The organism is Afipia massiliensis, assembly GCF_001006325.2.
GTDB lineage: Bacteria > Pseudomonadota > Alphaproteobacteria > Rhizobiales > Xanthobacteraceae > Afipia > Afipia massiliensis_A.
Window position 1 is genome coordinate 4,331,890 of the sequence record NZ_LBIA02000001.1, and the last position, 20,676, is coordinate 4,352,565.

The 20,676-nt window shown below is 62.1% G+C and carries 23 protein-coding genes; 3 read left to right on the forward strand and 20 right to left on the reverse strand.

All coding sequences use genetic code 11. The features are described from left to right. Nucleotides 1-143: 143 nt before the first annotated feature. The 11 genes from YH63_RS20760 to YH63_RS21935 all read right to left on the reverse strand — a co-directional run bounded on the left by YH63_RS20760 (nt 144) and on the right by YH63_RS21935 (nt 8,472). Nucleotides 144-326, reverse strand: coding sequence for a hypothetical protein (locus YH63_RS20760; protein ID WP_137325262.1), 183 nt, complete (start codon nt 324-326; stop codon nt 144-146). 79 nt (nt 327-405) lie between these two features. Further along, a complete protein-coding gene (locus tag YH63_RS20765; RefSeq protein WP_046830172.1) occupies nt 406-1,218 on the reverse strand; it encodes a nickel-binding protein in 813 nt (270 codons plus the stop codon). Nucleotides 1,219-1,434: 216 nt separating this feature from the next. Next, the gene (locus tag YH63_RS20770) at nt 1,435-2,850 is read right to left on the reverse strand and encodes a hypothetical protein (RefSeq protein ID WP_046830173.1); all 1,416 of its coding nucleotides are present in this window, start codon (nt 2,848-2,850) and stop codon (nt 1,435-1,437) included. Nucleotides 2,851-2,952: 102 nt separating this feature from the next. After that, the gene (locus YH63_RS20775) at nt 2,953-3,417 is read right to left on the reverse strand and encodes a DUF6941 family protein (protein ID WP_046830174.1); all 465 of its coding nucleotides are present in this window, start codon (nt 3,415-3,417) and stop codon (nt 2,953-2,955) included. Then, on the reverse strand, nt 3,414-3,842 hold the full coding sequence (locus YH63_RS20780; RefSeq protein ID WP_083992748.1) for a helix-turn-helix domain-containing protein: 429 nt from the start codon (nt 3,840-3,842) through the stop codon (nt 3,414-3,416). The genes YH63_RS20775 and YH63_RS20780 overlap by 4 nt, the downstream gene beginning before the upstream one ends. After that, nucleotides 3,829-4,329 (reverse strand): hypothetical protein, encoded by a 501-nt coding sequence (locus YH63_RS20785; protein WP_137325263.1) that lies wholly within the window; start codon nt 4,327-4,329, stop codon nt 3,829-3,831. The genes YH63_RS20780 and YH63_RS20785 overlap by 14 nt, the downstream gene beginning before the upstream one ends. A 102-nt stretch (nt 4,330-4,431) precedes the next feature. Next, nucleotides 4,432-5,832, reverse strand: a complete 1,401-nt coding sequence (locus YH63_RS20790) for a sensor histidine kinase (protein ID WP_046830176.1) — start codon at nt 5,830-5,832, stop codon at nt 4,432-4,434. Nucleotides 5,833-5,990: 158 nt separating this feature from the next. Then, entirely contained in the window at nt 5,991-6,668 is a 678-nt protein-coding gene (locus tag YH63_RS20795; RefSeq protein ID WP_046830177.1) for a response regulator transcription factor, read from the reverse strand. A 101-nt stretch (nt 6,669-6,769) separates the two neighbouring features. Further along, nucleotides 6,770-7,342, reverse strand: coding sequence for a 3TM-type holin (locus YH63_RS20800; protein WP_046830178.1), 573 nt, complete (start codon nt 7,340-7,342; stop codon nt 6,770-6,772). Nucleotides 7,343-7,555: 213 nt separating this feature from the next. Further along, nucleotides 7,556-8,341: a glycoside hydrolase family 108 protein gene (locus YH63_RS20805; protein WP_046830179.1), complete on the reverse strand. Its 786-nt coding sequence runs from the start codon at nt 8,339-8,341 to the stop codon at nt 7,556-7,558. Further along, nucleotides 8,341-8,472: a hypothetical protein gene (locus YH63_RS21935; protein ID WP_283809714.1), complete on the reverse strand. Its 132-nt coding sequence runs from the start codon at nt 8,470-8,472 to the stop codon at nt 8,341-8,343. Before YH63_RS21935 ends, YH63_RS20805 begins: the two co-directional genes overlap by 1 nt. Before the next feature lie 156 nt (nt 8,473-8,628). Here YH63_RS21935 and YH63_RS20810 point away from each other — a divergent pair, with 156 nt between their 5' ends. Both YH63_RS20810 and YH63_RS20815 read left to right on the forward strand, forming a co-directional pair. Continuing rightward, entirely contained in the window at nt 8,629-9,474 is an 846-nt protein-coding gene (locus tag YH63_RS20810; protein ID WP_052753925.1) for a class I SAM-dependent methyltransferase, read from the forward strand. 266 nt (nt 9,475-9,740) lie between these two features. Next, nucleotides 9,741-10,946, forward strand: coding sequence for a hypothetical protein (locus YH63_RS20815; protein WP_083992750.1), 1,206 nt, complete (start codon nt 9,741-9,743; stop codon nt 10,944-10,946). On the opposite strand, the gene YH63_RS20820 is transcribed toward YH63_RS20815, so the two are convergent. The 6 genes from YH63_RS20820 to YH63_RS20845 all read right to left on the reverse strand — a co-directional run bounded on the left by YH63_RS20820 (nt 10,941) and on the right by YH63_RS20845 (nt 19,037). Continuing rightward, complete coding sequence (locus tag YH63_RS20820; protein WP_205717116.1) at nt 10,941-11,237, reverse strand: hypothetical protein; 297 nt, start codon at nt 11,235-11,237, stop codon at nt 10,941-10,943. The genes YH63_RS20815 and YH63_RS20820 overlap by 6 nt on opposite strands. A 264-nt stretch (nt 11,238-11,501) precedes the next feature. Further along, nucleotides 11,502-12,707 (reverse strand): DUF2793 domain-containing protein, encoded by a 1,206-nt coding sequence (locus YH63_RS20825; RefSeq protein ID WP_052753927.1) that lies wholly within the window; start codon nt 12,705-12,707, stop codon nt 11,502-11,504. Nucleotides 12,708-12,919: 212 nt separating this feature from the next. Further along, nucleotides 12,920-16,780 (reverse strand): baseplate multidomain protein megatron, encoded by a 3,861-nt coding sequence (locus YH63_RS20830; protein WP_046830181.1) that lies wholly within the window; start codon nt 16,778-16,780, stop codon nt 12,920-12,922. Between the two features lie 119 nt (nt 16,781-16,899). Further along, nucleotides 16,900-17,343 (reverse strand): NlpC/P60 family protein, encoded by a 444-nt coding sequence (locus YH63_RS20835; RefSeq protein WP_046830182.1) that lies wholly within the window; start codon nt 17,341-17,343, stop codon nt 16,900-16,902. Beyond that, nucleotides 17,337-18,233 carry a DUF2163 domain-containing protein gene (locus tag YH63_RS20840; RefSeq protein WP_046830183.1) on the reverse strand — a complete coding sequence of 299 codons (897 nt, stop codon included), beginning with the start codon at nt 18,231-18,233 and terminating at the stop codon, nt 17,337-17,339. The genes YH63_RS20835 and YH63_RS20840 overlap by 7 nt, the downstream gene beginning before the upstream one ends. Before the next feature lie 159 nt (nt 18,234-18,392). Further along, complete coding sequence (locus YH63_RS20845) at nt 18,393-19,037, reverse strand: DUF2460 domain-containing protein (protein WP_046830184.1); 645 nt, start codon at nt 19,035-19,037, stop codon at nt 18,393-18,395. 96 nt (nt 19,038-19,133) lie between these two features. Here YH63_RS20845 and YH63_RS20850 point away from each other — a divergent pair, with 96 nt between their 5' ends. Next, the gene (locus tag YH63_RS20850; protein ID WP_046830185.1) at nt 19,134-19,370 is read left to right on the forward strand and encodes a hypothetical protein; all 237 of its coding nucleotides are present in this window, start codon (nt 19,134-19,136) and stop codon (nt 19,368-19,370) included. A gap of 120 nt (nt 19,371-19,490) precedes the next feature. On the opposite strand, the gene YH63_RS20855 is transcribed toward YH63_RS20850, so the two are convergent. From YH63_RS20855 to YH63_RS20865, 3 genes are read right to left on the reverse strand one after another with little or no spacing between them, the layout of a single operon-like run. Then, nucleotides 19,491-20,081 (reverse strand): phage tail tape measure protein, encoded by a 591-nt coding sequence (locus YH63_RS20855; protein WP_083992751.1) that lies wholly within the window; start codon nt 20,079-20,081, stop codon nt 19,491-19,493. Then, nucleotides 20,078-20,278: a rcc01693 family protein gene (locus tag YH63_RS20860; RefSeq protein ID WP_046830187.1), complete on the reverse strand. Its 201-nt coding sequence runs from the start codon at nt 20,276-20,278 to the stop codon at nt 20,078-20,080. Before YH63_RS20860 ends, YH63_RS20855 begins: the two co-directional genes overlap by 4 nt. After that, the gene (locus YH63_RS20865) at nt 20,275-20,601 is read right to left on the reverse strand and encodes a gene transfer agent family protein (RefSeq protein WP_046830188.1); all 327 of its coding nucleotides are present in this window, start codon (nt 20,599-20,601) and stop codon (nt 20,275-20,277) included. Before YH63_RS20865 ends, YH63_RS20860 begins: the two co-directional genes overlap by 4 nt. Nucleotides 20,602-20,676 lie beyond the last annotated feature (75 nt).

The window sequence follows — 20,676 nt, forward strand, 5'->3', positions numbered from 1 at the left end:
TTACACCATGGCTGGCGAACGCGCGCAATTGACATTTCCGTCACGGATTCAATGCGGTTTGGGACCAAAGCTCGGCCTTTTCCGCAGGAACTGATGTGTGGTGGGATTAAAGCCGCTTGGCCTTGGGGCGGCCTTGCGCTGGATCAACCGGCGTGCGGCTGCTTTGCCGGCTCGGCCGCCTTGCGCTCGACCGGCCGCGTCATCTCGGTGGCCTTGCTCATCAGCGTGGCGTAATCCGGGCCGAACATCCCTTCGCAGACGGCCGGGCACGCCGTCGTCGGCCAGTGCTGGTCCGACATCCGGACGTCCGAATACCCTGCGTGCATCACGACCATCAGACTGTGGTCGAACTACTGATTGATCCGATGAAGTCCCACAGAACGAACGACAATCGTGCCGCGACAGTTAACGCCATTCGATTCCGAATACATCAACAGGCTGCTGGAAGCCTTTGAGATGGCAGGGACCAATGTTCGTGACATGCAAACGATCCTGGATGCGATCCTGGATGGCACTTGATACAAGAATGGCATCGGGCTCGGCCAACTGACACAAACGAGCAGCTAACTGAACGGTCGCACCAAAAAGGTCGTTGCTGTCCGCAATCGGTTCTCCGACGTCAATACCAATTCGCACTTGAAGCTTCTCCTTGCTTGCCAGGTTGAAGGCTTCGAACGCTTGCTGGATGGCGCGGGCGCATTGCACGGAGGCGGCCGCGTCGGCGAAGGATGCCATGATGCCGTCGCCAGTGTGCTTGACCACATGACCACCCTTGTCCTTCAACGCGCGGCGAACCAGCGCGTCATGCGCCCGAACCATCTCCACAGATCGGGCGTCCCCAAGACGCTCAGTCATGCTGGTAGAGCCGACGATGTCGGTGAACATAATGGCCCGCAAGGCCGAGTCGATTATAGCCTTGTTTTCCTCGCCGCTCGGTTCCGGATCTGACACTCTCCCCAGAAACGCCTGGACCGCTGAGAGGTCCACTTCGATCACGTCCTTCGCCACTTCGCCGTGAGCTTCGTCATGAACCCGCATCGCAGTTTGGATATCCGGTGCGTCGATGAGACAGAAGCCCGTACCGCGCGTTTCATCAAACCAATACGTCAGGAAACGAACTCCGTACTGATCTTGCACTTCCAGATCTTTTCGATGGGCCTCAGCGATATCGGAAGCTGTCAGGCCTGAGAGATCGTGTCGGTCGAGGAAAATTGGCATTGGCGTTACCCCCGTTTCTTCAGACAGAAATCTGCATTGAGCATGGTGTTTCGCCGAAATCGCCATTCAATGTACCAGCTTGGCAAGGCCATGGAAGTGCAGGAAGCTCGAGCCGGACAAATCGTGCGCTCTAATGTCTGCTTTGGGTCATTCGCGCCGATTTTGGCATGTCTGCCGCTGTCCGGTTAGAAGGCAGCCGGGCGGCCTTGCGCTGGATCAACCCGCGCGGGGCTGCTTGGCGGGCTTTGCACTCTCGGCCGCCTTGCGCTCGACCGGCCGCGCCATCTCGGCGGCCTTGCTCATCAGCGTGGCGTAATCCGGGCCATACATCACCTCGCAGAAGCGGATCGCGACCTTCATCTGCATCATGCGGAAGGCGCGAACCTTCTGATCGTGGGTGCGCAGCGATTCCACCAGCGTCTCGGTGGCCTTCTCGACGTAGTGCTGCAGCTCGGTATGGGCGCGCAGCGACACTTCATTGATCGCGAGTTCGCTTGCGTAGTTGCGGCACACCGCGACGAAGTCGATCAGCGCCGCGGTTTCCTCGACGTCCACCGGATCGATCCGGTTCGCCGTGGTCACGTCCTTGTCCGGCCCCTGCCGCAGCAGCCGGCGCACGCGGCCGGGCACCCCGTCGATTTCCGATTGCAGCGAATTGGATATTTCGGCGCGGATCGCCGCGAGCTGCCTGCCCCACGCCGAATCCGAACGGATGTCGAGTTCGGTCCGCAGGCCGCGAACGCCGTCATGCAGCGTCTTGAGATGATTGGAGGTATCCGCGAACTGGCCGCGCTTGATGTCGTTGCGCAGTTCCGAGGCGACGCGCGACAGATCATGGATCGCCATCGTCACGGTGGCGCCGAACGGCGTGCTGGCCACGCGGATTTCGTCGTCGGAGGCCGCGACCATGATCCCGAGGCGGACGATCTGCCATGGCGCGGCCAGCCGCTGCATCACCAGCGAGACGGCGAACGGCAGAACTTGCGGGGTTTGCAGCGCGGGCTGGTTCAGCGCAGCCATCGCCGAGGCGACGTGAGAGTCCGCAAACACCCGGATCTGCCCGGGCAGCTTGGCGCTGAGCTTGTCGAGCACATCGCTGGCGGCAAGGACCGCGCCGATCGGCGCAATATCCTCGACCACGCTCGGCGCGCCGAGGCGGCCAAGCGTACGCTGGCGCTCTCCGCTGGAGAGCGCTCCGGTTACATTGGCAATGGCGTCGGAGGCAGCCATCTGCATGGTGCGGACCGCCGCGTTGATGTCCGGTGTCGAGCCCTGCGCCAGCGCAGCCTCGAAGGCGCGAAGGGCGTCGGGGCTGCCCTCGTGGCCGAGCCACATCCAGATCGGGGCCAGCGACGACCGCCGGATCTGGCCGGGCCGGATATGGGCAACATTCTCCACCAGAAACGGCTCGATCGGACGGAACACGCGCCGCATCGGGTCATCAGTGCGCGGGGTCATGTCCTCGCTTGATGAGCGGACGATCATGCGCAACTGCTCGAGCACGAAATTCGCGACGGTCACCTCCTCGCCGCGCTCGATCGCACGCTCGAACTCGCGCATCAGCAGCGCCTGCGCCTTCGGCGGAAGCTGCCCGAGATACTCTCTCAATCGCTCGATCGACGATTGGCTCATGCGCCCAAACGCTCACCTTGACTGGAAGCCGAAAGGGCCCCACCGGGTGTCATAGCCGGGGCGTCGTTAATTTCGCGTTGAGGAAGATGTAGCCCGAAAAATTTATGCGCTGTCGGGAGAGCCTGACAACTTAAGATCCTCAGCAACTAAATGTTCAGGAATCTGGCCAACGGCAACTCGAAAATCATGAATTTCAATTTCATTGCCTGGATCGGAACGCAGCGAAAGCGTCATCCGATACTGGCCGGCTTCAGAGAGCTTAAGGCCATTGAATTGGAATCCCATGATAGAGCGACCATCAGTACCTTGTTGAGGCGGCGACGGTGACAAAATAACGTCTCCTCCTACGACTATTGCCCCGCTAGGGGCCCGAATCCTCATTGTCAAATCGATTTCTTTCGACGGGCTTCGTGCGAAAACAGTGAAAACCAAAATTGGAACTACGGTAGGCAGTTCAGGTACAATCATGTCCTCCGTATACATCCCGCCAATTACAAATTTTCCCGACTGGTCCATCGTGGCAAAGTCAGACATCAGGACAAAACGGATATCTGGAATCTCAATCATTTAGTCGCCTGGCCGATAACAGTTGACATTACATTTGAAGTTTTCGGCAACTGACTGCCAGCCAAGAAGAAACTTCCGACAACATTTTTTGCCGGTGGGCTGTATGAGTTTGTAATTGGCTCTGCTGTCCAATTGTGAGGCCGCATCTCTTCAACAGCTTCTGGAAGAAACGCTAAACGGAACCCGAGCGCCGATGTCAAAAGAACTATAGTGTCTAAGGTTATTCCTGAGCGCGCGGATAGAACACGCGATATCTGACCCTTGTCGCGGCCTAATGCATCAGCAAGCGCTTTTACCGTTACACCGTTTTCTTTAGCGCGCTTTTTGAAGGCTGATTTGAGTGCCAAGTATGCCCGCATTCGACCATCGGCCTTATAGTCCGATTGCTCAACATCAGACAATTTTTTCAGATCAAATCCCGCCATCGAAATCTCCCAATAACTCTACGCGAGGCGCTTTCAACATCGAACGATCAGGAAAGAGGTCTTCCCAGCGCTGACGAACAAGGTCGATTATCGGTTGAAAACCATACGAGGCCAAATGGCTGCGAATTCCATAAGACAGAGCGACAAACTCCCCCTTCCTAAGAAAACCTCCAAAGACACGCGCCTGTGGAACATAGATGATCTTGATTTCCCATAATCCAAGCTTGCCGTCGGGGCCTTTAGTGATCGGTTTGAACAAGGCATCGTCATCAAAATCCGCTCCGCCCACAAACGAACGGAATACTGCGCGAATACGCGCGCCATATTCAGCACCTTCGTCTGGCGCGTTGGCCCACGCATGAACTTTCGGATGAAGCCAAAGGCGCCGTTTGCAAGATCGGTCTGGCCATAGATCAGGGGAGTAATGGACAAGACTGCCGGTCCTATGAAGCTCCGAAAGATGATCTTCTGTTGACTTATTTGTCAACAATTACCCCCAAATATGACTGGCGTTAGTAAATGGAACCCCAATATGAATGAAAGTGATGCAATATTACAACCTTTTGTACGCCTAGCGAGATTGAGGCCCTCACACCCCCGGCAGCACCAGTTCCGCCCGCAAACCGCCGATCGGGGCTGCGCCGAGCGTAAGGCTGCCGCCGTAAAGCTGGGCCAGGTCGGTGACGATGGACAGGCCGAGGCCGGAGCCGGGCTTGGTCTCGTCCAGCCGCTGGCCGCGGCGGGCCACCTGGGTTCGCTCGGTGGGTGACAGTCCCGGGCCGTCGTCGTCGACAATGATGCGCAGGACAGGATCGGGCGCATTCGCGGCCGAGCGCTCCACCATCACCTCGACGCGCACCTGCTGACCGGCCCACTTGCAGGCGTTGTCCACGAGGTTGCCGGCCATCTCCTCGAAATCCTGCCGCTCGCCGCGAAACTTCGCGCCGGCATGGATTTCGCTGTCGATGAGGATATCCCGGTCGCGATGGATCTTTTCCATCGTCCGCGCCAGCGCCTCGATCACCGGCGCGACCTCGGTGACCGTGCCGATGGTGGTCACGCGCGCGGCAATGCGCGCTCGTTCCAGATGATGCGCGACCTGATCGCGCATGATGTCGGTCTGCTCCAGAACCTTGGCCGCGAACGGATCGCCGCGGTTGATCCCCGCCTCATTGACGATGACAGAGAGCGGCGTCTTGATCGCGTGCGCCAGATTGCCGACATGGGTGCGCGAACGCTCCACAATGGCCCTGTTCGCATCGAGCAGTGCATTGGTCTCTCGCGCAAGCGGCGCGATTTCCTCGGGGAACTCGCCCTCAAGCCGCTCCGCCTGCCCCGAGCGGATGGCGGCCAGCGAACTGGAAATCCGCTTGAGCGGCGCGAGGCCGAAACGCACCTGAAAGATCGTGGTCAGCAGCAGGCCGACGGAAAGCGCCGCGAACGTTCCCGCCAGATACGTATTGAAGGCCCAGGTTTCCTCGTAAATCTCGGTGGCGTCGCCTGCCACGCTCGCGAGATATTTTCCCTCGGTGCCGAGATCGACCGGCCGCTCCACCATGCGCAGATTCTGGTTTTCCGGACCTGTCACGTAGCCCAGCCGCACGCCGGATTGATCGAGTTCGACGCCCTGATCTTCGAGCTTCGGCAACGAGGCATCCCACAGCGAACGCGACGCGCGCACCTCGGGCTTGTCGCCGTCGGTGCGCGCCATGCGCCAGTACCAGCCGGACAGCGGCAATTCGAACAACGGTTCGCCGAGCGACTGCACCGACCTTTCGGACTTGTCGCTCTTGTCGTTCGGATCGTCAGGCTGCGCCGCTTCGGCAATCAACGTGCGGAGATAGAAATTGAGCCGGCGGTCGAAGGCGCGCTCGGTCGAGCGCTTGTAGACCGTCGACAGCACGACGCCGGTGATGACGAGGATCAGCACCACCCAGGCCGTCGCGGACAGAAACAGGCGTGTCGCGAGAGATTTCGTGCGACCGTTCAAAAATTCTCCCCGTGCTTGAAGCGCGTCCCATCGCGCGTCATTGCGAGGAGCGCTCGCGACAACGCAATCCAGCTTTTCTGGCTCCCGGACTGGATTGCTTCGCTCCGCTCGCAATGACGGCGTGGCAGGATTTCACTCCCGCCTGAACAGATCAAGCTTTAGCTCGCATTGGTCACGGGCGGCGGCGTCAGCAGATAGCCGAGGCCGCGCACGGTCTGGATGATGTCGACATCGAGCTTCTTGCGGATGCGCCCGACGAACACCTCGATGGTGTTGCTGTCGCGGTCGAAGTCCTGATCGTACAGGTGCTCGACCAGTTCGGTGCGCGACACCACACGGCCGGAATGGTGCATCAGATAGGCCAGCAGCCGGTATTCATGCGACGTCATCTTGATGGGATTGCCGTTGACGCTGACGCGGTTGGTCCGGGTGTCGAGCATCACCGGCCCGCAGGTCAGTTCGGACTGGGCGTGCCCCGCGCTTCGCCGCAGCAGTGCGCGAATCCGCGCCAGCACTTCCTCGAGATGAAAAGGCTTGGCCACGTAGTCGTCGGCGCCGGCATCGAAGCCCTGCACCTTGTCGCTCCAGCGGTCGCGCGCCGTCAGGATCAGCACCGGCATGGTGCGCTTGTTGCGCCGCCAGGCCTCCAGCACCGAAATGCCGTCCATCTTCGGCAGGCCGATGTCGAGCACCACCGCGTCGTAAGGCTCGCTGTCGCCGAGGAAATGCCCCTCCTCGCCGTCGAATGCGCGGTCAACGACATAGCCCGCATCGGACAGAGCCGTCGTCAGCTGGCGGTTGAGATCGGGATCGTCTTCAACAACGAGAAGGCGCAACGTCGTCTCCGGATGGTAAGCCTGCGATAGGCTAACATGAACGGTACGGCGGTGAATGCCTCATGAACAAAGCCGTGCCGGAGATTACTTTTTCTCCATACTCACTTCTTCGTCACAACCGCCTTGACCAGCTTGTCGAGCACGCCAGGCGTACTTTGACCTGTAGCTGCGCAGACCTTTTCGCGGGTCCGGCCGCTCATGTAGACGCCTAACACGCCGAATCGGAAGCCCCAATAGCTGACCAGCAGGCCGGTCGCGCCGATCAGCGCGTTGATCGCCGTCATGTCGCCGGTCCAGAATTCGTGCACCAAAACGGCCCAAAGGGCCGCGCATTCCAAAGTCAGTTCCAGCGCGTAAAGCGGACGCCACCAGCGTTGCAGCAAATCCTCGCTGGCGAGTTCCGCGCGGATCGTAGCCTGCGTCTCGGCGACCGAACCGCGCACGGCCTCGGCTTCGGCGCGGACAGCTTCGGCCCAGACATTCTCCGCCTGCGCGATCTGGTCCGCACTGCTCGTCGTCAACGCCTTGCCGACCGCTTCGGGCGTCGCGTCAGACGCGCCGACCACCTCCGCGAGAATACGGCCGGCTGCGCCACCCAGCGGACCGCCGAGCGCCGTCCCGAGAATAGGCGCGCCGAGCCCGATCACCTGCTTCGCAATGTCACCCCAATCCATTGGATCTCCTTTCCGCTTCAGTCCGAATGAACGCTCAAGAGCGAGGTCAAAAACATCAACCGCGAGTCCGGTGTGCTCCCTCTCCCCGTTGGGGAGAGGGTTGGGGTGAGGGGCTGTAGATGTCTGAACAGAAATCCGATCCCCCTCACCCGCTCACTTCGTTCGCGACCTCTCCCCGTTGGGGAGAGGTGAAACGACGCAATGTTCGGACCCTCATTTTGGAGGAGTCTCTCCAGCCACCACCGCTTCCTGATGCGCGCGATGCCGCCAGCGCCAGACGAGAAAAATCGCGAGAGCCGTGATCGCCGCGGCGGCAACGACCAGCGCCGCGATCTCAAGCCGCGATGTTGCGACGGCGCTTGCCGCGCCCGCAGCAATCACCGCCCCCGCCGACGCCGGACCCGCCGGAATTGTCACAGGCACCACAGCTTTTCCCGGGGACGCTTCTGTGGACACATTCGCGAGCGGCGCAAGCGGACGGCTCTGCGCCATCGCCAGCGCCGCGGCGCGCACGCCGTTGACGCGCCCGGTCCAGCCACGTCCGAACACCGGAAATGTTTTCAAGGCGCGCAGGAAGTCGATCCGCTCCGCGCAGATCGCGATAACGAGATCGCTCGCCACGCGCTCCCCTGCTGAGGCGATCACATCGTCGCTGACGACACTGATGCGATCGGACAGTTTCAGCACCCGGCGCAACACCTTCCCGGCGCGGCCGATGCCCGAGTTCACGCCGTAGTCGAACACCGCGTAATCGACGCCGGCCGGAAGCTCATCGCAGCGCATCGCATTCCAGTAGCGCTCGCGATAAATCCTGCGCGCGACACTTTGCGGCAATGCGCGAACATCGTCCGTGGTGGCGTTGCCCTTCCAGTAGCGCCGCGCATCATTGAGCGTGATGCCGAAATTAGTCGGCCCGCCGGGATCGGACGGATGATCGGTGTAACCGCCCTCGTCCTTCAGCAATCGCGTCAGCGCCATTTCATAAGACGCAACCGCCATCAGAAGACCCACGCGACGAGCGCGAGCGATGCGATCCACATCATCAGCGCGACCTTGGGCCGCGCCGCGACCTGCGTCGCGACCCATGCCGCAGACGCGGAAAGGCAATCACGCAACGACGTGAGGTTCATACCGGTTCTCCATGTGAAAACGGCCCGCAAGGGCGGGCCGTTGGTGAGATATTCGCAGGGGTTATCGTGGTTCGGCCGTCTTGCTCACGTAGATGGCCCGTTCTAAAGGTAGGCCTTCATCCAGGGCTCACAGGCGGGCGACGAGAGGATATTCGCGTGGAATTGACAGGCCAGAACTCACTCGACCACTACCTTGGAGGCGGAATCAAAGAGGTTGTCGGCTGGCTTTCGCTCACGTCCGCTGAATTTATCGCGCACCTGGCGCGATTCCAGACAAACATCGGTATCACCGGTGACACCTGTGAGATTGGAATTCATCACGGGAAGCTGTTTCTCATTCTTGCAAACGTGACATCCGGCAACGAGCGTGCTGTCGCCGTCGATATCTTCAGCGATCAGCACAAGAACGTTGACCAATCCGGCTACGGTGACCGCCAGATATTCGAGGGCCATCTCCGGAAGTTCGCGCCTCACTCGGCTGTCGATATCGTGCAGGAGTCGAGCCTCGATCTGACAAACTCGGACTTCGCAAAGCGCAAGTTCCGGATGTTCTCGGTCGACGGGGGCCACACATCCGAGATCACGCAAAACGACCTCGCTCTGGCACAGACCTGCGCGATCCCCGGCTCAATCGTTGTGCTCGACGATATCCTCAATTCGCACTGGCTCGGAGTAATCGAAGGCACCGCGAGGTACTTCATAGCCTCAGGCGGCCTGGTGCCTTTCGCCATTTCTCCCAACAAACTCTATCTGACGACGTCGGATGACTTCGCCAAACGGTATGCGGATGAACTCAAGCGCGCCTTCAAGGACGCCATCAGCAAGGAGCCGGTTGAGTTCTTTGGTTCACAGCTGGTCGTCTTTGGCGAGCGCCCGTCGCAGTGGCACGTCCCGCCGGCGGAGCTTGAACTTGCCAGGGCACGGCACGAACTCACCACGATCCGGAATACCATCTCCTGGAGAATAACCGCGCCGCTGAGGTGGGTCAGGTCAGCATTTTAGTGAACTTAAGTCGGCGCATAGAAGCCGCGACCGGTTCTCCCGGTTGCGCGCCGCCACGCCCTTGCATCATTGCAATGATGCAAGACTCTAGCGAGTTCAGAGGCAGATGAACCAGCCGAACACGGCCACAAGCGTCAGAAGGATTCCGATGGCAGGCCAGCGCATCGGCTTGGCTCCATAGGTTGGCGATCCGCGAGAACGGGCTCGGCGCGGCTTCCAGCTGCCCTGGTCTTGGTCTATCTTCTCGCCGCTGAATCGGAGGGCGAATGAGTACAGGCTTGCGGTTTTTTGATTCCTTTGGCGCTCACTACAACGACAAGATTCAGCTCTCACAGTACCAGGCCCAGATCATCGGAGGCGCGATCCGCTCACGCTCGCCGGGATGCAGGATGCTCGTATTCGGAGTCGGCAATGATACTCCGCTGTGGCTTGCGCTGAATCCCGACGGTGAAACGCATTTTCTCGAAGGCGACCAGAACTGGATCGCTGCGATCAAGGAGAAGATTCCAGATATTTCCATCGGCCTGTTCCCCGACCACGGCACGACGGTCCAGGGTTCGGCGACGATGGGCGCCAGCGATCTTTCCCGTTTTCCTCCCCCCGCACATCTGTCCGACCGCGAATGGGACGTCATCCTTGTCGATGGCCCGTTGGGATATGCACCTGACGATCCAGGGCGCGCCATCTCGATATACTGGGCCTCGAAACTTGCGTCAGATCGAACGCATGTTTTTGTCGATGACTACGACCGCGATATCGAGATGAAATTCGCGGACAAGCTGCTGAAGGCGCGCGATACCGCTTCGATGATCGTTCCGTCCAGCGACAAAGCATCGTACCGGAAAATGTTCTGGTCGATGGGATCCATTGTCCGACCAGACGAGAAGCCCGTCGTCCTGTCCGTTGCAACCCCTGACTACGCGCGCCAGTGGCGCTTCTGTATCGACAGCCAGAAAACCTATTGCTCCAGAAACCAGTTCGACCACCGGGTCATTGACCCGACCAGATCAAAGCTTCATCCAAAATGGACGAAGCTCGAACTGGCAATTGACCAGCTCACACGCGGAAACGACGTTTTACTGATCGATGCGGATGCCGAAATATCCAAGACGTGCCCGCCCTTCACCCGTGTTCTGTCCGATCATCCCCGGCATGATGTTTTCTTCGTCCGCGGAATCTCCGGACGCCCAAACTCAGGTGTCATGATACTGCGCGGCGGAAAGGACAGCATCGCAGTTCAACTTCTGAATTCCTGTCTCTCCACGCGTCTGGAAACCGTACCTGCAGACGATTTTGTGACAGCCGAAGGCGAGAACGGGCACATCATCTGGCAACTCCAGAAAACCCCTTTCGCGCAAAGCGCTCATGAACTCGATCGAAGCTGGAATTGTTCGATCCCGGAGCAAGCGGAGACCGCATTTGTCCGGCACTATACGAACCGGCTACGGGATCACCTGAACGCTAAGCTATAGATACTGCCCGCCGGTCGCCGCCGATCCCGCAACGCTGCCCGGAAAGAAATTCGCTCCGCCGCCGTTTGTGTTGATGACTGCGTTGCTGTTCGCGGTATACCGCGCTCCTGTGGCCGAACCTGAGTATGTGACGTTTGTATTCGTGATGAAGCCAAGCCTGTCCGCAAAAGCGAAGCCTCCGGAAAAGGCCAGGGTGCCGGTCAGAGTCACGGTCAGATTAACCAGATTAATGTATCCAGCCGGGGATGCCGAATGATGCCGGACGGCGGATCCGTTGATGGTGTAGTTCACTCCGCTAATCAGGATGGAGCCGTATTGGGTCGCACGCAGGTGATTGGCTGCGCATGCTCCAAAGCTCACATTGCCGCTCACGGTTATAAACCCGCCTGTCGATGCATCGAGTGCCGACCCCGATGTCGTTGTCCTGAATTCAAATCCCTCAACATTGAGGCGTCCGTTTGCACTGCAAGTGATGCATGCTGCGCCGGTTGTGGAGATGATGCAGTTGGCAGGCGTTGTCGTATCGCCCCGCAGCGTGACCGTGCCGGCGCCGATCTATGCACCATTGACCGCGGCACCGCTGGTGTACGTGCCGGAGCCAACCTGGATCGTCACATTGTAAATTGACAGATCGAGCGCGGCGACAATGTCGATTGCCTTCTGAAGCGTCAGAAATGCGCCGCCGGATGCGTTCGACAATCCATCGTTGCTGTTGCTGCCGTCGGTGCGCACATAATAAGTGCGGTTCGCGGTGAGCACCTCGCGGCCGCCGGACCGCGCGATCGCATACCAGCGTGCCGCCGTGCCATCGTAGCGCAGGATCGCCGCCTGCTTCGCGCCGACGGCGAGATCGCTTCCGAGCGTGAAGCGATTGGCGGCCGTCGACGATGCACTCTCATTCAGCAGCGAGATGACCTGGCTGCCGGTGTTGACGAGCGCGAAGACCCGCCCCTCCGCCCCGCCCGCCAGTCCCGACACGCTGCGCAAGGCATCGGACGACAGATTGAGAACGGCGGCCGAAGCCAGTCCGGTGGGATTGTAGTCGTTCTGGTTCGATGTGATCTGCGACGGCGAGATCACGCCGGTCAGCGCCAAACCGCGCGGCAGCGCCGCGTTGCCCGAACTCTGGTCGATCACCAGCGCTTCGACAAACGCCGATCCATCGTTCGAGACCTTGAGCTTGAATGCGTCCGAGCCGATCAGGCCGAATTCCGCGCGACCCGAGAACGCATCGGAGAACACCACTGATGCGGTGTTCGCGCTGGCCTCCTTGGAGATTTGTAGCCGCATGTCGCCGGTGCCGCTGTCGGCGACATCGAGGGCGTTGAACAGCGCCGCGTTCGATTTCACCGTCAGCAGGTTGGGAGCGCTCGCGATGTCGTTGATGCCGAGTTGCGCAACGCTGCCTGACATGGTGCCGACACCGCCAACGTCGATCCACGCTGCGCCGTCGTAGACGAGCAGCACGCCATCGGCATCGCACCAGGCACACCAGCCAAGTTTCGGGGGGAGAAAGCGCCATGCGCCGTCTTCATAGATGGCCACTGCGTCCGCATGCCCGGCCCACGCGCCGGTCGCGCCGCTCGCCACGATGTGACGATCGCCGTTCGCGGGCGTGAGCGGTGGCACGGCCTGGTCGGCATCGAGCACGCCGATCTGGACCACAGCGTCCAAAATCCGCAATGCTTCGTTGTGCGTGACATGCTTCTGCGCCTGGCTGCCTTCGATGAAAGGCATCCCGAGATGGACTGTGTCTGTCATGTGATAACTAACTCTGACTGCGATGAAATGCTTGGCTCTATACCGGCACAATCGAACTCCCTCTCCCGTGGGGAGAGGGTTGGGGTGAGGGCGTAGAATCTATCGAGAGACCGTACGCCCTCACCCGATGCACTTCGTGCATCGACCTCTCCCAACGGGAGAGGTGAAGCAGAACAGAAATCGCGCCGCAGTTTAACACCCGCGACTCTTGCTCAGAGTGTGAGGGTGAATTCGGATGGATGCCCGCGCCCGACCGTGCTCGACATTTGCGAGACGCGGCCGTGCAGCACCGTCAGCGGCGCGCCGAAATCGGCGAGCTCATCTGCACTGGCGTAAAGCGCGGACGGCACGGTGCATGGAATGCTCCGCACCACCGACGCACCGGAGAGAATGTCGAGCGTGTAGGCCTCGGCGTCTTCGCCGAGCGGCACCTCGACGCCCCAGTTGTCGCCGTCGCGGCGGGTGCGCCGTATCCAGGACACGCGGATGCCGCCGCCTTCACGCGACGCTTTGACATGCACCGGCGACAGCGGCATCAGCGCGGTGGGCTGCGGTGTCAGCGTCAAGGCCAGCGCCGATGGATCGTCGTGGCTGCGGCCGGTCGCGACGATGCGCAGATCGATGGCGCGGTCGAGCGCGCCAAGACCGCGCGCTATCGTCACCACATGATCGTCGAGCAGCACGAACGGCGACCCCGCGGGCAGCGGATCGGCAATGGCGTATTCACTGCCCGCCTGCCCGCGCAACAGCCGCGACAGCTTGTAGGTCTTGTCGCCCACCAGTTCGGCGTTGGCAAATTGCAGGATTTCCCACGTCCCGGCGGCGTTGAGCACCGCGGCCGCGTTCGCGCCATCGAGCACCCGCGCATCAGTGACCGAGGCCAGCGCGCCGCCGTAAAGCGCGACGCGCATCTCTCCGCCCCGGTCCCAGCGGCCTGTGGGACCAACCGGGAGCGCATCGAGCGTCTCGCCGATGATCGAGGGCACGAAGGCTGTCGCCGCCTTCTCGAAGCTCAATCCGTCGGTCGAGCGCCACACCGTCACTGAACCTGGCCAGGGATCGGCGAAGATCGCCAGCCGCGTCAGCACCGGCGGTTCGGAGGAATCGATGCCCGGCAGGTCGAGCACCAGCGCCTGCACCGGACCTAAAGCGGGCGGAATCGCCGGCGGCTTCACGCGCGGTGCGAACAGCGGCACCGAGAACACCTCTGGATCGATGCTGCGCGCCTTGATCTGCCGCGATGTCGTATCCACCAGTTCGGATATCTCGAACAGCCGCCGCCGCGCGTTGATCGTTACGCCGATCACATCACCCGGCGTCAGCGGCAACGCCTTCATGCCAAGCGAGAACGCGATGCTTTCACGCCCCGCCCACAGATCCTGCAGCCAGATATCGGCGCGGCGCGTGGCAGCAGCGTCATCGGTGATGACGGCGAAATCCGAGTGCAGCATGCGGTTCGATCCGCCGACCAGCCGCCGCGATGTCACCGCCGAACGGCGATAGTCCGCAGCACCATCCGTGAAACCAAACGACACCTCGCGCGGCAGTTCGGTCTCCTGCCCGCGCGTCAGCCGCGCCAGTGCCCCCTTCTGCGGATCGACCAGCTCGTCTTCCGCGATTTCAGCGACCGGCGCAGCGCCGCGCTGAATGAACGTCAGCTCTCCGCCCGCCACCGTCGCGTCGAACGCATAGGCCATCGCCAGCGGATCGATCATCGCGCGCGGCGACATCGGGCGATCCACCACATAGCCGTCGCAGCTTTCGCGCAGATTGTCGGTGCGCGCATCGGCCACGTCCGCATCATTGAGGATCGCGCCGACCAGCGCATCGAGCGGCGCCGCGCCAAGCCGCCCGGTCAGCCAATGCCCGGTCTGCCAGTTCGGTCCGTCGCTCCAGACGTCCACCGCCGCCGGAAATACCGGATACGGCCGCGCGTCCCAGGTCCACAGGTGAAGCCCGGAGACATCGACCATCCGGCCGCCATAGACCGGCGATACGGGATTGAGCGCATCCGCGCCGAACGCAGGATCGAAGGCACCGATAATCGCCTCGATATAGCGGCGCTGGATCAGGTCGTCGCGCTGGCCGTTCGAAAAATAGGGACTGGTGCCTTCGATCGACCGCGCGTCCGGAAACGCGCTCGGCTGGTTGGCGCCCTTGTCCACGGCGGGGCAACCGACTTCAGTGAGCCAGATCGGCTTGCTGCGCGGAGTCCATGCCGTTGCGCTGCCAAGCTCGACGCCGCCGACGCGCTCGATGTGCGGATTGGCCCACCAGTTCCAGAGATCCTTAGGCCGATAGATCCACGGCTTGCCGAGGCCGTCGGTGATCGGCGCGCGTGTCTGCGCGGCGCGCGCGGCATCGTCGGCGTAATACCAGTCATAGGCTTCGCCGCCGTTGAGGTTGGCTGCGAGATAGTCGCGATCATGGATCGAGGTTGCCAGCGATGCGTCGAAGTGCCCCGCATCGTCCCGCCAGTCCGACAGCGGCGCATAATAGTCGATGCCAATCGCATCGATGGCCGATGAGGCCCATAGCGGATCAAGCGGAAAGCGCACCTCGCCGCCGACGACATGCGCGCCGTATTCGGTCCAGTCCGCGCCATAGGTCACGACCGTGTCTGCGCCGACGACAGCCTTTACATCCGAGGCCAATGTCGCCAGCGCATTCACAGCCGGATACACGCCTGATGCAGAACGAACGCGCGTCAGCGCTTTCAGTTCCGAGCCGATCAGGAATGCATCGACGCCGCCGCACGATTCCGCGAGGTCGGCGTAATGCAGGATCATGCGGCGATAGTTCCAGCCGCTGACGCCGCCGCCGGAAAAGAAGTTTGCGATCTGCGTCGCCGCCGTGCCGGTGCCGTCGGGCGATCCGACCACGCCCGGCGCAGGACTGCATGTGATGCGCCCGCGCCAGGGATAGACCGGCTGCGAGGCAGCGCCGGTCCAGGGATCGGTCAGCGTGTTGCCCGCCGGAATGTCCATCATCAGGAACGGATAGAACGTGATTTTGAGTCCGCGCGCTTTCAGCTCCGCGATCAGATGGCGCAGGCTGTCGTCGGACGGCGTGCCGCCATAGGCCGGACGTCCCTCCACCGACGAGACCACAGTAGCGCTCGCCCGGCTCAACCCCGCAACCGACCACGTCCCGCCCGACGTCACCTTGATGGCGTTATCGACGCACGGACGCACGGTGCAGGTTCCTGCACGCAGATCGTTGCCGAACCACGCGACGACGATAGCGACGCGCTCGATATTGGGACAGGTCGCCTGCAGATCGTCGAGCGACGCGATGACGTTGGCGGCCGCGCTGGTGACGTGACGGTTTTCCGGCGCGGATTGACCGGGACCGAGCACCCGCACCACGGCGGATGTCTCGTACCCGAACTCGGTCGCGCCCGGGATCAGCGTCACTGCACGCGTCATCTGCTCGAGTTGGCCGATCGGCCGCACGATCTCGAACGACAGTTGCGGAATCCGGTTGCCGAAATCCGCCAGCGGCAGCCGCTCGAACACGACATAGGCCAGACCGCGATAGGCCGGTGCATTGCCCGCGCCCTCCTTCGCGACGATCAGATCGTCCGCCGCCTGGTCCTCGCCGCCGCGATGAACCCGCACGTTGAGGCCGGAAATATCGAGCGGCTTGCCGTCGGCCCAGATGCGGCCGACATGACCGATCTCGCCTTCGCACAGCCCGACCGCGAAGTTCGCATAGTAAGAGTAAGTCGTCGTGGTGGCCGTGCCGCCTCCACCGCCGCCAATGCCACCCTTGCCTCCGCCGCTTCCACCTTCGGTGCGCGTGGAGACGACTTCTTCAAGACGCGTCGCCCAGATCACCTGACCCGACAACCGTGCGCGGCCATAGACGCGCGGAATCGGCGCGCCTTCGGTCGAGGCCATAACATCGAGATCGGCGAGACGCGGACCCTGAACACTGCGGTCTTCCGCAAACAGCGAACGGTCGATCATGTTACCGACGAGGGCGCCGGCGATGCGGCCCGCGATCGCGCCTGCCGGGCCGAACACCGCGCCCGCTGCGCCGCCGGCAACTGAAAGAACGAGTGCGGCCATGAGAACGATCCAAGAAGTTGAAAATTCTGAACTCGTCATTGCGAGCGAAGCGAAGCAATCCAGAGCTACAAGCAAAGGACTGGATTGCTTCGTCGCTACGCTCCTCGCAATGACGGTGGTTAGTCCGTCACTCCGGGAAACCGAAACACAAACGCGAGACGCCGCCGCCACCAGGGCGACAGCGCGACTTCGCACACCTCCGCGCCGTCATGGGCGTGGATCATGGTGCCTTCGCCCGTCGTAATCGCCGCATGCTTGGCGACGTATCCTTCGCGCCAGCGAAACAGCAGCACGTCGCCGCCGCCGATCTCATCACGCGCCACCGGCACGAGATGCCGCATGGCGGCTTCAGCCAAAGTCTCTGCACCAGTCGCCTCGGCCCAGTCCGGCGCGTAAGGCGGCGGCGTCTCGGGCTCGGAGCCGACGCAATTGCGCCAGACCCCGCGCACGAGCCCGAGACAATCGCAGCCAACGCCTTTCAGCGAGCCTTGATGACGATAACGCGTGCCGATCCAGTCGCGCGCCTCGGCAACGATGGCGGCGCGGGTGAGAACGGTCATGATCCACCCCCGAATGACCCGCCGTCATTCCCCGCCCCCGCACCCGGTGACGCAATCACAAAGTCATTGCCGGGAATGTGCGGAAAGCCGCGAAAATTGACGACGTTGTTGAACCGTTCGCGGCAGGTCGCGAACCGCTTGTCGCATCCCGCGGTCACCACAAACGCATCCCCATTCGCGACAGGCTCCGGCATCGCCTGCCACAACGACAGCCGTGCGTGGCCCGACGCGATGCGATGCTCCTTGATCTCGACCGACAGACCGTCGTTGGCGCCCGACGTCCAGGTCAGCTTGCCGCCCGTGAAAACGCCTTCGGAAAACGCGTCGAGTCCCGTCGCGATTATCGTGGACGTGGACTCGATCGACGTCACGCTCCCCTCGCCCTCCAGCCCTGCTGCGGCGAGATCGAATTTGCACTGCGCATCGCCAAGGTCCGCGCCGCATCGCGCCGTGAACAGGCGGCCGCTTTGTTGCGACAACTGATCCGCCAGTCCGCGCAGCTCGGCGCTGAACGCCTGCCCCTCGCGCTTGACTTCCCCCAGTGTGGAACGCGCCGTCAGCACACGCAGCGACACGTCGCTCCAGTCCACCAGCCAGCTCTCAACAGCTGCTGCGTCGTAGCGGCCCGCGGCGAGATCGCTCTCCAGCAATGCATCGTCTGACAGCGCGCCCGCGATCTCCGCGCCGTCAACCGAGAGGTCGAAGCGGCTGGTCGCCTCGGACGACGTGAAGCCGGTGCCGGCGCGATAGGTCACGCCTCCGATCATCAGATCGTCGTCGTGATCGGTGAAGCCCTGCACCACGTCGTCACGCCGCGTCAGCTTCCAGCAATGGCAAAGCGTCGTTACGCCGGAATCGAGCTTCGCCTGGAGAGCGCTGGGAATATTACGCATGCTTCTTCCTTCCACCCTCCCCTTGAGGGGGAGGGTCGGCAAGCATTGAGCGAAGCGAGATGCGAGCCGGGGTGGGGTGAAACGGCATGGTGTGATTTCACCCCACCCCGCCACTCGTTTCACTCGCGGCGACCCTCCCCCTCAAGGGGAGGGTCAAGATCACACCCGAATCTCCACCAGCGGGATTTTCGGGATCGCTCCCGCCGCGAAGGCCGACAGATCGACCTCGAGATAATCGGTATCGAACCGCACCGGCACGTCGAACAGATAGCCTGCCGTCACCGCCTCGCCGCTCGCGGGAATGTGCCCGCCGAGAAACGTCACAACGCCGGTCGTATGATCGCAGGTGAACGCAGTGCCGGACGCGACTTCGCTGCCCGCGACCGCAACGCGCACGCCGCCCGGCACCGGCTTGGCGACGTTGCGCGTGTAAGGCGCATAGGTGCTGCCGTAGGTCTTGATCAGTTGAAACGCCGCGCGCGTACCGTCTCCCGCACCCAGCGTCTGATCGAGCGGCGAGATGTCCGACGCAGGCGGCGCGGAGGAATGATCAAGCCGGTCGCGCCAGCGAAAGCCATAAAGCTGCCCTCGCCGCTCCTCGAAAAACGCCACCACCTCCTGCAAGGCGTCGAGCGTTTTTACGCCGTACCCGGCATCGAAGCGGCGGCGCGAATGCGCCCAGCGCGCGTTGCGTTCCTCCCGCCCGGAGCCAAAGGTAATAATGTCAGTGCGCCGCTCCGGCCCGCCTGCGCTTTTCAGCGCGATGTCGAGCGGAAACAGAATTTCGTGAAAGCTGGCGGGCATGGTTCATCCCGGTGTTTGTTGAGGGCGACCGGGAACCGATACGCCCGGCGGTGATTGACTGATCGGATGCTCACGTAACCGAACGGAGATCAGACCATGGCCCAGTGCGAAACCTGCGGAAACGATTACGACAAGGCATTTCAGGTGACGTTGGGCGGCAAGACCCACACCTATGACAGCTTCGAATGCGCGATCCACGCCCTGGCGCCGACCTGCGCCAATTGCGGCACGCGCATCGTCGGCCACGGCATGGAGAACAAGGGCACGTTCTATTGCTGCGACCACTGCGCGGAGCACAAGGGCGTCAAGGGATTGCGCGACCGTGTGAACTAGAATTCGCTAAGTGTCCGTTGACCTGGACTTCATTCCCGCTCGTCCCCGCGAAAGCGGGGACCCAGGTTTTGGCGTCACTGGATTCCCGCTTCCGCGGGAATGAGCGGAGATGAGACCACACTACAAGCTCCGCTGCCCGCGCGAGACCGCACGCGCGATCTGGCCAGTGATGTAATTTTCGGAGCGGCGGAAACTGTCGAGATCCGGCGTCGCGATGTGAATTGTGACGCTGTTACCGCCACCACGGCTCGCGACACCGAGCTTGCCGTCCGGCCCGCGCGACAGCGGCATGATCGCCTCCGGTCCCGCTTCACCCGCGAGACCCACGCCGCCCTGCATCAACGGGAAGTAAGTCGGGGTGCCTATCACACCGCCGCTCGCGAACGGTTTCACAGCGCCCGAGGCCGCCGTAAGCGAAGGACCATTTCCGCTTCCGATGCCGGCCAGTCCGGACAACAAACTCTCGATGCCGCCCGAGATGCTCTTCTCCAGCGGCTTGAATGCAAGCCGCACCGCCATATCCGACAGGCGCAGCGTCAGCGACTTCAGCACGTCATCAAACTGCTTGCCGCCGACAACCGACGCCCGGAAGGCGCCGGTCATCGCACGCGAAAACGCATTCGCGCCGATCGTCAATTCCCGCGTTCGCAGGCCGACGGTATCGAGCGTCTGCGACGACTCCTCGTTCGAAGCCTCGAAAGCCATGCTCATGCTCCACGCAGCTTGTCAGGAAACTTTTGCATCAGGTGATCCAGCACCGTGCGGTCCATCGGCTCGCGAGCTGGGCCGCGCACCGCCGCCACTGCATAGGCGAGTTCACGCGGCGTCATTCGCCAGAACTGCTCCGGCGGCAGCCGCAGCACGCCGATACCGAAGCCGATTGCTTCACTCCAGGGAAACGGTTTCATGGCTCGCCGATCGGTGTGCCGTCGAACGTCGCGGCGATCAGGTCGGCAGCGACGCGCACATAGCCCGCCGCGCCGCCATCCACGGTCATGGCAGCAACCTCGTCATCCGCAACCGTCTCGCCCGCGCCGCGCAATCCTGCCGCGATGATGCGAACCAGATCACGCGCCGACAGCCGTCCGGTGCCGAAGCGTTCCGCCAGCGCCATCAGATCGCTGGCGCCGAATGCGGATTCCAGTTCGGCCAGCGCGCCGAGCGTCAGCACCAGCGTCCGCCGTCTGCCGCCGAGGTCTGCGGAAATTTCTCCGCGATAGGTGTTGGGCATGAGGTTCCTTGGTGGATAAGCTTCGCGCAGCCCTACGCCAAACATTCTGCGTCGTCCCCGCGCAGGCGGGGACCC